The organism is Bacteroides mediterraneensis, assembly GCF_025993685.1.
GTDB classification, from domain to species: Bacteria; Bacteroidota; Bacteroidia; order Bacteroidales; family Bacteroidaceae; genus Phocaeicola; species Phocaeicola mediterraneensis_A.
This window is the reverse complement of record NZ_DAJPEN010000001.1, coordinates 2,438,116-2,451,357: the sequence shown is the minus strand read 5'-3', so window position 1 is coordinate 2,451,357 and position 13,242 is coordinate 2,438,116. Positions and strand designations below refer to the sequence as shown.

Sequence of the window (13,242 nt, the reverse complement as noted above, 5' to 3'; positions counted from 1 at the left end):
CCAAAAAAGTGTAAGCGATGAAGATTGAAAAATTCAAGGTGCTGCTCTACCTGAAAAAGAGCGGAACGGACAAGTCGGGCAAAGCCCCGATAATGGGAAGAGTTACAGTAAACCGCACGATGGCACAGTTCGGGTGCAAGCTGTCGTGCAAGCCGGAGTTGTGGAACGCAAGGGAAAGCCGTCTGGACGGCAAGAGCCGTGAGGCAGTGGAAACCAATGCCAAGCTGGACAAGCTGCTGCTTGCCATCAATAACGCATTTGACACGCTGGTGGAACGCGGACAAGACTTTGACGCCACGGCGGTCAAGGAACTGTTCCAAGGCAGCATGGAAACACAGATGACACTGCTAAGAATGACTGACCGTATCTGTGAGGATTTGAAGGCACGAATCGGCATCGACCGTGCCAAAGGAACATATCCCGGCTATTACTACATGAGAATGAGATTGAGTGAGTTCATCCAGTGGCAGTTCAAGACGAAAGATATTGCTTTCGGTCAGCTTACCGAGCAGTTCATCCATGACTACCAGAATTATGTAATGGACGTGAAGGGACTGGCGGTAGATACCGTGCGCCATTATCTCGCCATCTTGAAAAAGGTATGCCGTATTGCCTACAAGGAGGGATACGCAGACAGGTATTTCTTCGCTAATTTCACCCTTCCACAAAAGACAGAAAGTACACCGAGGGCATTGAGCCGTGAGGACTTCGAGAAAATCCGTGACGTGGAGATACCCGCATGGCGCACCACTCACATTCTTGCCCGTGACCTTTTCCTGTTTGCCTGCTATACGGGAACCGCCTATGCCGATGCGGTGAGCGTTACCCGTGAGAATCTTTATACGGACGACGAGGGAAGCCTTTGGTTGAAGTACCGCCGGAAGAAAAACGAGCTTCAGGCAAGCGTCAAGCTGCTTCCCGAAGCACTTGCACTGATTGAGAAGTACCATGACGACAGCAGACCGACACTTTTCCCGATGGTTCATCACTCCAATATGAAACGGCACATGAAAGCCCTTGCTGTCCTTGCCGGAATTAATGGCGGCTTGTGCTATCATCAGGCAAGACACTCATTTGCCTCGCTGATTACGTTGGAAGCCGGAGTACCGATAGAAACCATCAGCCGGATGCTGGGACATTCCGACATAACCACCACGCAGGTGTATGCCCGTGTCACTCCGAAAAAGCTGTTTGAAGACATGGACAAGTATATCGAAGCAACCAAGGACTTGAAGCTTGTTCTGTAATCATTAAAATAAGAAACTTAAAACATTACAATTATGCGCAGTACATTTTCCGTATTACCATACATCAACAGGAGTAAAGTAAAGGCTGACGGCACGACCGCCGTCCTTTGCCGCATCACCATAGACGGCAAGAGTTCCACAATGGCGACAGGCATCTATTGCAGACCCGAAGACTGGAACAGCAAGACAGGCTCAATCCGTACCGTCCGTGAAAACAACTGCTTGCTGGAGTTCCGCAAGTCTGTCGAATGTGCCTATGAGGATTCATTGAAGAAACAGAACGTAGTGAGTGCCGAACTGCTCAAAAATACGCTGGCAAAGAAAGCCGTCATTCCGGTCAAACTGTTACAGATGGGCGAAATGGAACTTGAAAGGCTGCTTGTCCGCTCAAAGGAGATAAATTCCACTTCGACGTACAGAAATTCAAAATACTATCAGAAGTATTTGACGGACTTTCTTGCCTCACAGGGAAAGAGTGATATAAATCTGGCTGAAATCACGGAAGAGTTCGGCAATTCCTATAAAGCTTTCCTGAAACGCTACAAGAACTTCGGAGCGTCACAAATGAACAAGTGCCTGTGCTGGCTGAGCAGGCTGGTGTATCTTGCCGTTGATTATGAGATACTCCGTGCCAACCCGTTGGAAGACATGGAATACGAGAAGAAGCCCGCTCCGAGGCATAAGCACATCAGCCGTGCGGAGCTGAAGACCATCCTCGAAACACCTATGCCCGACCCCTTGCAGGAACTCGGGCGGAGGGCGTTCCTGTTCTCGATTTTTACGGGACTGGCATACGTGGACATCATGCTGCTCCATCCGCACCATATTGGCACGACATCGGACGGCAGGCGTTATATCCGTATCAACCGCAAGAAAACCAATGTGGAGGCATTCATCCCCCTGCACCCGATAGCAGAACAGATACTTGACCTCTACAACACCACGGACGACACCAAGCCAGTATTCCCACTCCCAAGCCGTGACGAGATGTGGTTTGAAATACACGAGATGGGGGTTGCCATCGGCAGGGAGGAAAACTTGTCCTATCATCAAGCCAGACACTCCTTCGGAACGTTCTTGATTTCAGAAGGCATACCCATCGAGAGCATCGCCAAAATGATGGGGCACTCCGGAATAAAGACTACCCAACGGTATGCGGAAGTTACTGACAAGAAAATTTCAAGAGATATGGACAATCTTATGGCTGTCAGAAGATTATACGGAACAGGCGAATACAGGGAAAACAAGTTGTCAGTAAAAGACTAATGAGTATGGAACGAGGAATCATTACAATCAGTGAAACAGGAGTGGTCGCCATGCCGACCGCTCCTGTTTGGATGACACAGCAGGAAATGTCAGACCTGTTTATGGTATTCTGCTGTGACATCCGCAAGGCTATCCGTGATATTTATAAGAATCATGAACTGTTGGAAGAAACAACAATGTGCTACATCAGACAGGAAGACGGGACACGTTACATGGTGTACAGCCTTGAAATGGTCATAGCTCTTGCGTTCAGACTACGTAGCAGGGAATGTATGGCTTTCAGAATGTTCATTATGAAAAGGCTGTATGCGCCCAATCGGGAAAAGCCCATTCATTTGTTCTTTTCACTGTCCGAAGCCAATCCACGATACAAATGTTAGTGTTGTCTGTACCTATAATGATAATAATGAAAGAAGCCGATGGCTGGGTAATTTACCTGTCGCCATCGGCTTCTGTTCCTTTCACACTTTACAAAATTACGTTTCCGTTCGGTATGCATTCCGATACCCGCCCATCACCAGCTTTTCGATGTCAGATTCCTTGTAGAGAATCTTACCACCCAACTGGTAATAAGACACCATCCCGTTGTTACGATAATCCTGTAAGGTACGTCGGCTCACTTTGAGCCATGCCGACACCTCCTTGTCCGTCAGGAAGCGTTCATTACCGAATGAAGCCTTGCTTTTTTCGTTCATGCTTTCAATGCCGTCGAGCATGGAATCCAATTGCTCCATGAAGCCGACAGCCCATTCATCGTTAGTCATAATCGTTTTGTTCATTTATTATAGTGGATTTAGTGGTACAATAAATTCAACTATATTCAGATGGTCTTTCCCCGACAGGCGGCATCCTTTCGTCTGTCCTCCACAAGCCGTACGATACGTAGCACGTCCTCCGGCTTGTAAAAAATCTTATGTCCAATCTGGGAGTAAGCCAGCGTTCCGTTGTCGCGCAACGTCTGCAAGGTTCTCGGACTGATGCGCAGCTGCTGGCAGACATCCTGATTGTCCATCCAGCGGCTGAGCCGTCCTTCCTCCCTTTTGCCGAGGATTTCATTCACCCGGTCGGAGAAGCGGTTGAACTTCCCGACCATTTCTTCAAATACGTCTTTTGAAATAATCACAAATTCATTCATTGCATATACTGTTTTTATTGTTGGTAATCCTGTTTGTCCGCAAAGTAAAGCCAATACCAGCATCGGACAATGGCTTTACTACTGACTGGCAGCTTGTGGCTGCAAGTGGTAGGGATTGGCTTAATTCCATATTTCGCAACAGCCATTCCGGTTGCCGACTGTACAAAGAAAATCCAACTTCGGCAGATTCCAACCAACCCGCAGCATCGTGGCAGCATTTGGCACTGGTACGGTAGCCTGTGGCGCATTTCGGATACCATGTACTGCAAGATGATTCTCCAATCAAGACCCTGAGAACATTTTTATTTTCGTATTATCCGTTCAGATTAAGCCCTTAAATATGAAACGGCTATTTTCTACCTCTGTGGTAAATCGGTGAATCATCCACCACTAATCATACATGAAAAATGCAAAATACCACATTGTTGCCACAGCCACTCCAAGTACTTGACTTCCTATATTATATCCATTTCCTTTGCTGCCGATAATCGGTCAAATGTGCGCACTACGACCACTATTGTTAAACATTTAATTTAAACAAGTATGAGAAAGAACGTAAGCAACCAGACGATGGATGAAGATTTGAAAATCTTTTTGGGTATCAAGCCGGAAGTGGAAGAGCAGAAACCTGCGCCTGCCGGTATGCCGGCACAGGAGCACGAGGATGTACAGGCAGGTACGGATGAGAACATGAATGAACAAACAGGTGAAACCGTGCAAGAAAATACGGATGGAAGCCCGCAGGTGATACACCGTGTCAGCGGCAAGCAACGCAGGGCATCGCTGGAGGAATACAAGGCAATGTTCCTCCCGATACCGTCCATCGAAGACCGGAAGCCCGTGTTCCTCAGCCGCGACACACGCGATGCCCTCGACCGCATCGTCAGCCTGTTCGGCAGTCGCAGGATGAGCGTGTCGGGACTGATGGAGAACATCGCCCGCCACCACCTTGCCACCTACGGGGAGGACATCGAGGCATGGCGTAAACTCTGAGAATTAAGGAACGGACTTACGGGAGGTTATTCGGAGTTACTCTGAACAAATCCAACGGAGTTTTGAGGGGAGCAAGTTTGTGTTTCGGGCATACCGAAACCGCCTGCTCCTACTCTCAAAAACTCGTGGAAGCCGCATCCCGTTGGTCTATCAAGTAATTACATTTTAATCATTATAAGTCAATGGAACAGAAACGAAAATCCGACAGAAGGAACAAGGGCGGTCGCCCCAAGAAGGAGGCGGCAGACAAGCTGAAATACCGTCTCACGGTGAAGATGGCGACATCGGACTACTACACCCTGAAAGGCAAGGCTCGGAGCGCAGGCATATCTGCCGGGGAATTCCTGCGCGAGTGCATGAGAAATTGTCATGTGAAGGAACGGCTCACGCCGGAACATACGGATTATATGCGCAAGCTGTGCGGTATGGCAAACAACCTGAACCAGCTTGCGCACAAGGCGAATGCCGCAGGCTTCGTCATGGTGAGGATGGAATGCCGTGTGCTCGTGGCACGTATCGAGGAACTGCTGAACCTTATCCTCCTATGATAGCCAAAATTGTCAAGGGAAGCTGCTTCTGGGGTGTGGTTAACTACATTCTTGACAAGGAAAAGGATGCCAAAATCCTTGTTTGCGACGGCTTGTTTTCCGAAGATAAGGACACAATAGTCATGAGTTTTGAGGCGCAGGCTGGGATGAATCCGAGGGTTATGAAGCCTGTCGGACATATCGCACTGGCATTCTCCAAGGAGGACGAGCACCGTCTTACCGACCGGACAATGGCAGGAATTGCATTGGAATACTTGGAGAGAATGGGTATAAAGGACACACAGGTTCTTGTCGTGCGCCACTTTGACAAGGAGCATCCGCACGTGCATATCGCATTCAACCGCATCGCTAATGACGGCAGGACAATCAGCGACCAGAACGAGCGGATACGTAGCACACGTATCTGCAAGGAACTGACACGGAAGTACGGTCTGTACGTATCCGAAGGCAAGGAAAAGGTGAAACTGCATCGGCTGAAAGAACCGGACAAGACTAAATACGAACTTTATTTTCTCCTTAAATCGGAAGTTTCAAGATACGGTAACTGGCGGCAGTTAGCCGTTAATTTGGAAAAACAAGGAGTGGAAATGCAGTTCAAGTACAAAGGCAAGTCGAACGAGGTGCAGGGTGTCATATTCTCCAAGAACGGCTATTCGTTCAGCGGCTCCAAGATTGACAGGCGGTTCAGCTATTCCAAGATAGACGAGGCTATGAACGCCAACAGGCAGGAGGAACAGCAAAGGATAATGACGGGCAATCAGGTTTCCGAACAGCCGACACTGCAATCTGAAGTGATGGGCAACGATAATTTGTACAGTGGTTCCATAGGCTTGCTCATGCCGAATGCTACAAACGGTCAGGCAGATGAGAACTATTTTGAGAAACAGTTAAAACGTAAGAAAAAGAAACAACGTAAAATCAGTTTATAAACATGGATAATAACGAAGTGTATGCGCTCTTTGAGGACATCAAAAGTGGCTTAAAGAGTATAAACAGCAAGTTGGAGAATACTCCAAAAGTAAGCAACAACCAGTCAGACGGACAGCCTCCGGCAATGGATTTGGCTCCCATAAAGGAATTGCTGAATACTTCTGCCAGAGAAAACCGGGAACAGACTAAAGCCATACTGACCAAATTCGGAGAGGCGGAAGTCTACACGTCAAACCGGATTCTGAATCTGTTGCGTGATTTGAAAGAATCGTTTACTCGAAGTGCTAACGGACAGGTGAACGAACCGCAGGAACATATCCACCGCCACAGCTTCGACATCAAGTCAAGCAAGGTGTTTTCCTTTTTGGTCGTCATGGGTGTCGTTTGCGGTCTATCCATCTGGGGTAACATCGAACTTTGGCAGTCCAGATGTCAGTATGCGGACGATGCGCTGAAGTTCCGTGCCATCCGCTCGTGGGGAGGATGCAGTCCCAAAGAGATTCTTTGGCTGAATGATGTGTTCGACATTCACCGTGACGAAAAGTCCATTGAATGGGTACGCGGACAGGCTGACGGTTACGATAAGGATTTGAAAACCGTATCCGACAGCCTGATGCAGGAGAGTTTGAAAGTAAGGCAAATGAATGGTAATAATAAAAAATAAAGTGAATGGCATCAGTAAAGGTAAAATTCCGTCCTTCTTCCGTAAACGGCAAGGAGGGCAGCATATATTATCAGGTGATACACAACCGCGTAGTCCGCCAAATCAGGACGGACTACCGGATATTTGAAAGCGAGTGGGATGACAAAGCATCGACAGTGATTGTTCCCGAATTGACAGGTACAGGGCGAAAGAACCATCTGCAATCAGTTGTAAGCGATATTGAATGGGATGTTAAACGCTTGAAAACAATCATCGCATTGTATGAAAGAGGAAACAAAAGCTACACATCGGATGACATTATCTTGAAATTCAACAGACAAGCGGACGAACAATCACTGTTCTCTTTCATGAAAGGTGTCATAGAGCAGTTAAAACGGCTGAACAGAATCCGCACGTCTGAAACATACACCGTTACGCTCGCCAGCTTCATGAAATTCCGTGACGGGCAGGACATCCTTTTTTGTGAGATAGACGGTGATGTCATGCTGCTGTATGAAGCATGGCTGAAAGCCAACAGCAACTGCCCCAACACCATATCGTTCTATATGCGCATACTACGAGCCGTCTATAACCGTGCGGTGGAAAAAGAACTGATAGAACAGAAGTTTCCATTCAAGCATGTTTACACGGGCATATACAAGACCGTGAAACGTGCCATATCATTAAAGACCGTCAAGCGCATCAAGGAGATTGACCTGAAAATGAAACCGCATCTGGACTATGCGAGGGACATGTTCCTCTTTTCGTTTTATACCCGTGGAATGTCGTTTGTCGATATGGCATACCTGAAAAAGTCGGACTTGGAAAATGGTATCCTCACATACCGGAGAAGAAAGACCGGGCAACTGCTTACCGTTAAGTGGGAAAAGTGCATGGGGGATATTGTGGCTAAATATGAAGGTCATTCCGACACGCAATACCTGCTGCCGATAATCACTGACCTGCGTGCTGATGAACGGATACAGTACAGAAATGCACTCTGCCGGGTAAACATCGCATTGAAGGAAATAGCCCGGTTGGTCGGTCTGGCTCTTCCGCTAAGTATGTATTGTGCCCGTCATGCTTGGGCAAGCATCGCCAAGAGCAAGAACATACCGCTTGCAGTCATCAGCGAAGGCATGGGACATGATTCGGAGGAAACCACTCGCATCTATCTTGCATCGCTTGATACAAGTGTGGTAGACAAAGCGAACAGCCTTATTCTTAAAGACTTGTAACAGAAAACTCCCAGTAAAAACTTGTTTAGTAAAAATCCGAATCTCTTGATAAGAGTTATAGTTATATCGCAAAGGTACACAAAATACTGAAAAATGAGCATAAATGTTTCGTTGATAATGCGATAATTCGTATAAAAACTATAGGCCTGTTGAGTGAATTTTCTTTTGATAGGTATATAACATACTGATTTTCAGTATAACTCTTACTTGCGTTTATCTCTTATCAAGAGATGAATTTCAAGGATATACTGCATAAATTCCGTACCGAATCATTTACAGAAAAGGAGAAAGGTACAAAGTTCGAGCGCTTGATGCGCTCATGGTTATTGACAGACCCACGCTATAACGAACTTGAAAAGGTTTGGCTGTGGGAGGAGTTTCCGGGACGCAAGGATTTCGGTGGTACTGATACTGGAATAGACCTTGTGGCTAAAACTGAAATGGGCGACTATTGGGCTATACAGTGCAAGTGCTATGCCGAGGATGCTGCGATAGACAAGCCAGCTGTGGATTCGTTCCTTGCCACTTCCAGCCGGACATTCATTAACGAGGTTACGTTTCAGACCACCCGATTTTCAAATCGGGTATGGATTTCCACTACCAATCATTGGGGAAGCAACGCTGAGGAAGCCATCCGTAACCAAGAACCGCCCGTGACACGTGTCGGTATGGCTGACCTTGAATCCTCACCTGTGGACTGGCAAAAACTGATGGACGGACTTACAGGAAACTCCGCACTCGTGGAAGGGAAGAAGCCACGTAAGCACCAGTTGGATGCCATATCCAAGGCTTATACTCATTATATTGTGGATGGCAATGACAGGGGTAAACTTATTATGGCTTGTGGAACTGGTAAGACCTACACTTCGCTACTCATTGTCGAACAGTTACTCGGAAATAAGGGGCTTGTACTGTTCATGGTTCCGTCTATTGCCTTGCTGGGGCAATCTCTCAACGCATGGTCTGCAGACGCAAAGAAACCCATCAAGGCTGTCTGTATCTGTTCAGATTCCAAAGCCTCGCGCAAGACAGGCAAGGACTTCGATGACATGGACGACAGTATTATTGACCTTGCAGTGCCAGCCTCTACTAATCCGCAGTCCATTGCCTCACAGTTGAAGAAATATCGTGACCACGATGGGCTGGTAGTCGTGTTCTCCACTTACCAGTCCATTGACGCCGTTTCAGCGGCACAACAAGAAATCCTTTTCGAAACCAACGGTGCATATGGAATATTCAATTTTATCATCTGCGATGAAGCCCACCGCACGACAGGCGTAAAAATAGCTGACCGGGACGAGAGTAATTTCACTAAGATACACTCTGACGATAACGTACAAGGCAGGAAACGTCTTTACATGACTGCCACTCCGCGTCTGTATGGTGAATCAGCCAAGATAAAGGCTTCGGAAAAGGACTGTATCCTTTGTTCAATGGATGACAAGGCACTTTACGGAGAAGAATTCTACCGGGTGAATTTCTCCTACGCCGTACAGAATGGCTTGCTGACCGATTACAAGGTGCTTGTCCTTACTGTCTGCGAGGATGACGTGCCGGACAATATCAAACGTGATATAACCAATTCCATCACAGAGTTGAATTTTGACGACACATCCAAACTTATAGGCGTAATCAACGGATTGTCGAAAATGATACAGGGTGACGATCACCGCACATGGGATGCTGACCCGCGCATGATGCGCCGTGCCGTGGCGTTCTGTTCCTCGATAGGCAGTGAAACGAAAGCCGGAACTTCCAAATATGTAACTTCGGTATTTCCGAGAATATCCGCACAGTACGAAGAAAATCTTGATGCGGAGAGCCTTTCTCATACTGTTTTCGTAGCCACAAAACATATTGACGGTTCAATGAACTCTCAGGAACGTAACGGAATCCTCCAATGGCTGGCAGAAGAACCGGACAATGAACGTGAGTGTCGTGTAGTGACTAATGTGCGCTGTTTGTCCGAAGGAGTGGACGTGCCGTCACTCGATGCCGTGCTGTTTCTTTCCTCCCGTAACTCGCAGGTGGACGTGGTGCAGTCGGTTGGTCGTGTAATGCGTACATTCCACAAAGGATTGCCCGATGAAAAAAAGTACGGATATATCATCATCCCTATTGTAGTACCTTCAGATGTTTCAGCAGAAGAAGCACTTGACAACAACAAAACTTTCGATGTGGTCTGGGCAATTCTGAACGCGCTTCGTTCACATGATGACCGTTTCAATGCGATGGTGAACAAGATAGCACTTAACAAGCAAAAACCGAATAAACAGTCCTATACGCCGTCCGTTACAATCGGCAGACCGGGGCTTGGCTTTCAGGAAGGAGCGGAAGAAGCACGACAAATGGAGAATGCCGAGATTGCCCATCAGTTGGAATTGCGGTTCGGAGAGTTACAAGAGGGTATGTATGCCAAACTTGTGGAAAAATGCGGTGACCGCCTTTACTGGGAGAACTGGGCAAAGGAAATCGGACTTATCGCACACAAATTTATTGAACGTATTTCCAAACTTATACAGTCAGGTGTACACAAAAAGGCATTCAACGAATATCTCAAGGGATTGCAGCGTGACCTTAACCCGTCCGTGGATATGGCACAAGCCATCGAGATGCTGGCGCAGCACATTATCACACGACCTGTGTTTGATTCTTTGTTCGCCGATTACCAGTTCGTGAACAACAATGCCGTGAGCCGTTCCATGCAGCATATGATAGACCTCTTGCAGGAACAGGCTTTTGAGAAAGATACCGAAGTGCTGGATAAGTTCTACCAGTCGGTAAGGACAAATGTGGGTGGCATTGATAATCTGGAGGGTAAACAGACGATTATTAAGAACCTATACGAAAAGTTTTTCAAAGGTGCTTTTCCGCTTACTGTGGAAAAGTTGGGTATTGTCTATACACCCGTAGAATGCGTGGACTTCATCATCCATTCCGTGAATGACATACTCAAAGCGGAGTTCAATACTTCGCTGACCGGGCAGAACGTGCATATCCTCGATCCATTTACAGGTACAGGTACATTCATTACCCGTTTGCTTCAATCCGGTCTTATCCGCCCGGAGGATATGGAACGAAAGTACTTGAATGAAATCCATTGTAATGAAATCGTATTGCTGGCCTATTATATCGCCGACGTGAACATTGAATCGGTATTTCATGACATTACCCGTCGGAAAACATATTTGCCATATAGCGGTATCTGTCTGACGGATACTTTCCAACTGGCGGAAAAGAAGCACAACGAGCTTTTCACGGAGTTTTTTCAGGACAATTCCAAACGGGTGAAGAAACAGATGGCTACACACGTGAGGGTGATTGTAGGGAATCCGCCGTATTCAGTTGGACAAAAAAGTGCAAATGACAATGCTCAAAATTTATCATATCCAAATTTGGAAAAGCGAATTGCATCAACATATATACAACGAATTACAGATAGAAACAGTACAGTTCAAGCTCTATATGATAGCTATGTTAAAGCTTTCCGTTGGGCATCTGACCGCATTCCACAAAATGAAGGGGGTATCGTAGCATTTATAAGCAATGGTACGTGGCTTGACGGAAATGCACAAAATGGCATGCGCAGATGCTTTGAGGAAGAATATACATCCATTTATGTGTTGAATTTGCGTGGGAATCAGCGTACTTCAGGCGAATTATCGCGCAAAGAAGGAGGTAAAATCTTTGGTAGCGGTTCCCGAACACCCATTGCCATTACTTTCCTTGTCAAAAATCCGGCCAAGAAAGAACAAAAGGCAGTTATCCATTACCATGATATAGGCGATTACCTTACCCGTGAGCAAAAGCTCAAAATGGTAAAGGACTTCCGTTCCATATCTTCGCAGAAATTGGATTGGCAGATTATTATGCCTAATGAAAAGGCAGATTGGATAAACCAACGTGATGGTGTATTTGACAATTTGATATTATTGGGTGATAAGAAAAACTGTAAGCAAACCGTTTTTTCTATATTTTCGGCAGGGGATATAACTCATCGTGATGTTTGGTGTTATAATTCTTCGTCCAAATCCCTTTCTATGCAAATGCAGACAGCAATAACAACATTTAATCAAGAAGCAAGCAAATGCACAGAGGCCAAAACTATAAATGAAATCGTAACATTAGTCAATGCAGACCCTACTCAAATTAAGTGGGACCAAAAATTATTCGAACATGTCTTGAAAGGTATTCGCCATACTTTTGATAGTAATAAGATACGATTAACACTTTATAGACCATATTTCAAGCAATGGCTTTATTACGATAAAGCATTTAATTGGAGCCAGTATCAATTACCCAAATTATTTCCAACGCCAACAACGGAAAATTTGCTAATTTGTTTAAGCGGTGTTGGCAATAAGAGTTTTAGCTGTCTAATGACAAATGCAATGCCTGATTATCAGATACAATTTAATAGCCAATGTTTTCCCCTATATTGGTATGAGGAAAACAAAAATCCCCAAGCTACACTTTTTGATGATGCGGAGACAGACAAGTATATTCGCCGGGATGGAATAACCGACTGGATTCTGAAAGAGGTTCGTAGCCGTTTTGGTGGCTCACGCACTATCACGAAAGAACACATCTTCTACTATGTGTATGGACTACTTCATTCCAAACAATACCGTGAACGATTTGCCGATGATTTGAAGAAATCATTGCCTCGCATTCCTATTGTAGATAATGTACGGGATTTCATGGCTTTTTATAAAGCCGGAAAGGAACTTGCTGATTTACATTTGAACTATGGACAGGGCATTAACGAGCAGATTACAGGTAAAGACGGTGATTATCTTTTTTATGCAAATATGCCGATGCTTGCGCATCGTTTCTTTGGTGTAAAGGTTATTGGTGACATTGACATATGGCAAAGCGAATGGACAGATGAAACCTATCAATACTTTGCCGTGGATAAGATGAAGTTTGCCAAAGTTCGTGATGAGAACGACAAGCTCGTGTCAGATAAGATACGCATCATCTACAACGGTCATATCACCATTGAGAACATCCCACTCAAAGCATACGAGTATATCGTCAATGGCAAGTCAGCCATTGAGTGGATAATGGAACGCTATGCCGTGACAATAGACAAATCCTCCCAAATTAAGAATAACCCCAATGATTGGTCAAGAGAACACAAGCAGCCCCGTTATATACTTGATTTGCTTTTGTCGGTGATTAATCTCTCTTGTCAAACAGTAGATATAGTTAATGTGTTACCTCAAATTAAAATTTAAGA

At 45.8% G+C, this 13,242-nt stretch carries 12 protein-coding genes; 9 read left to right on the top strand and 3 right to left on the bottom strand.

The features are described 5' to 3' along the window. Nucleotides 1–17: 17 nt before the first annotated feature. The 3 genes from OIM59_RS10480 to OIM59_RS10470 are packed head-to-tail and all read left to right on the top strand — an operon-like array spanning nucleotide 18 to nucleotide 2,893. Nucleotides 18–1,247, top strand: coding sequence for a site-specific integrase (locus tag OIM59_RS10480; RefSeq protein WP_303896560.1), 1,230 nt, complete (start codon nucleotides 18–20; stop codon nucleotides 1,245–1,247). A 33-nt stretch (nucleotides 1,248–1,280) separates the two neighbouring features. Continuing rightward, a complete protein-coding gene (locus tag OIM59_RS10475; protein ID WP_303896558.1) occupies nucleotides 1,281–2,513 on the top strand; it encodes a site-specific integrase in 1,233 nt (410 codons plus the stop codon). Nucleotides 2,514–2,518: 5 nt separating this feature from the next. Then, a complete protein-coding gene (locus OIM59_RS10470) occupies nucleotides 2,519–2,893 on the top strand; it encodes a transporter (RefSeq protein ID WP_288354064.1) in 375 nt (124 codons plus the stop codon). Between the two features lie 96 nt (nucleotides 2,894–2,989). Here OIM59_RS10470 and OIM59_RS10465 read toward each other — a convergent pair whose 3' ends face one another. The 3 genes from OIM59_RS10465 to OIM59_RS10455 are packed head-to-tail and all read right to left on the bottom strand — an operon-like array spanning nucleotide 2,990 to nucleotide 3,934. Continuing rightward, complete coding sequence (locus tag OIM59_RS10465) at nucleotides 2,990–3,292, bottom strand: helix-turn-helix domain-containing protein (protein ID WP_288354065.1); 303 nt, start codon at nucleotides 3,290–3,292, stop codon at nucleotides 2,990–2,992. A gap of 41 nt (nucleotides 3,293–3,333) precedes the next feature. Next, nucleotides 3,334–3,648, bottom strand: coding sequence for a helix-turn-helix domain-containing protein (locus OIM59_RS10460; RefSeq protein WP_007839726.1), 315 nt, complete (start codon nucleotides 3,646–3,648; stop codon nucleotides 3,334–3,336). Continuing rightward, nucleotides 3,641–3,934 (bottom strand): hypothetical protein, encoded by a 294-nt coding sequence (locus OIM59_RS10455; protein WP_303896553.1) that lies wholly within the window; start codon nucleotides 3,932–3,934, stop codon nucleotides 3,641–3,643. Before OIM59_RS10455 ends, OIM59_RS10460 begins: the two co-directional genes overlap by 8 nt. A 257-nt stretch (nucleotides 3,935–4,191) precedes the next feature. Between OIM59_RS10455 and OIM59_RS10450 the strand changes: the two genes are divergently transcribed. From OIM59_RS10450 to OIM59_RS10425, 6 genes are all read left to right on the top strand, one after another. Beyond that, entirely contained in the window at nucleotides 4,192–4,641 is a 450-nt protein-coding gene (locus tag OIM59_RS10450) for a DUF3408 domain-containing protein (protein WP_303896552.1), read from the top strand. Between the two features lie 182 nt (nucleotides 4,642–4,823). Continuing rightward, a complete protein-coding gene (mobC, locus tag OIM59_RS10445; RefSeq protein WP_303896550.1) occupies nucleotides 4,824–5,189 on the top strand; it encodes a plasmid mobilization relaxosome protein MobC in 366 nt (121 codons plus the stop codon). Next, entirely contained in the window at nucleotides 5,186–6,118 is a 933-nt protein-coding gene (locus tag OIM59_RS10440; protein ID WP_303896548.1) for a relaxase/mobilization nuclease domain-containing protein, read from the top strand. Before mobC ends, OIM59_RS10440 begins: the two co-directional genes overlap by 4 nt. A 2-nt stretch (nucleotides 6,119–6,120) precedes the next feature. Beyond that, nucleotides 6,121–6,783: a hypothetical protein gene (locus OIM59_RS10435; protein ID WP_303896546.1), complete on the top strand. Its 663-nt coding sequence runs from the start codon at nucleotides 6,121–6,123 to the stop codon at nucleotides 6,781–6,783. A 5-nt stretch (nucleotides 6,784–6,788) separates the two neighbouring features. Next, the gene (locus OIM59_RS10430) at nucleotides 6,789–8,000 is read left to right on the top strand and encodes a site-specific integrase (protein WP_303896544.1); all 1,212 of its coding nucleotides are present in this window, start codon (nucleotides 6,789–6,791) and stop codon (nucleotides 7,998–8,000) included. A 230-nt stretch (nucleotides 8,001–8,230) separates the two neighbouring features. Beyond that, nucleotides 8,231–13,240, top strand: coding sequence for a type ISP restriction/modification enzyme (locus tag OIM59_RS10425; protein ID WP_303896542.1), 5,010 nt, complete (start codon nucleotides 8,231–8,233; stop codon nucleotides 13,238–13,240). Nucleotides 13,241–13,242 lie beyond the last annotated feature (2 nt).

Coding starts and splice junctions, on each gene's coding strand:
- OIM59_RS10480 (WP_303896560.1), top strand. CDS start 18: ATGAAGATTGAAAAATTCAAGGTGCTGCTCTACCTGAAAAAGAGCGGA.
- OIM59_RS10475 (WP_303896558.1), top strand. CDS start 1,281: ATGCGCAGTACATTTTCCGTATTACCATACATCAACAGGAGTAAAGTA.
- OIM59_RS10470 (WP_288354064.1), top strand. CDS start 2,519: ATGGAACGAGGAATCATTACAATCAGTGAAACAGGAGTGGTCGCCATG.
- OIM59_RS10465 (WP_288354065.1), bottom strand. CDS start 3,292: ATGAACAAAACGATTATGACTAACGATGAATGGGCTGTCGGCTTCATG.
- OIM59_RS10460 (WP_007839726.1), bottom strand. CDS start 3,648: ATGAATGAATTTGTGATTATTTCAAAAGACGTATTTGAAGAAATGGTC.
- OIM59_RS10450 (WP_303896552.1), top strand. CDS start 4,192: ATGAGAAAGAACGTAAGCAACCAGACGATGGATGAAGATTTGAAAATC.
- mobC (WP_303896550.1), top strand. CDS start 4,824: ATGGAACAGAAACGAAAATCCGACAGAAGGAACAAGGGCGGTCGCCCC.
- OIM59_RS10440 (WP_303896548.1), top strand. CDS start 5,186: ATGATAGCCAAAATTGTCAAGGGAAGCTGCTTCTGGGGTGTGGTTAAC.
- OIM59_RS10435 (WP_303896546.1), top strand. CDS start 6,121: ATGGATAATAACGAAGTGTATGCGCTCTTTGAGGACATCAAAAGTGGC.
- OIM59_RS10430 (WP_303896544.1), top strand. CDS start 6,789: ATGGCATCAGTAAAGGTAAAATTCCGTCCTTCTTCCGTAAACGGCAAG.
- OIM59_RS10425 (WP_303896542.1), top strand. CDS start 8,231: ATGAATTTCAAGGATATACTGCATAAATTCCGTACCGAATCATTTACA.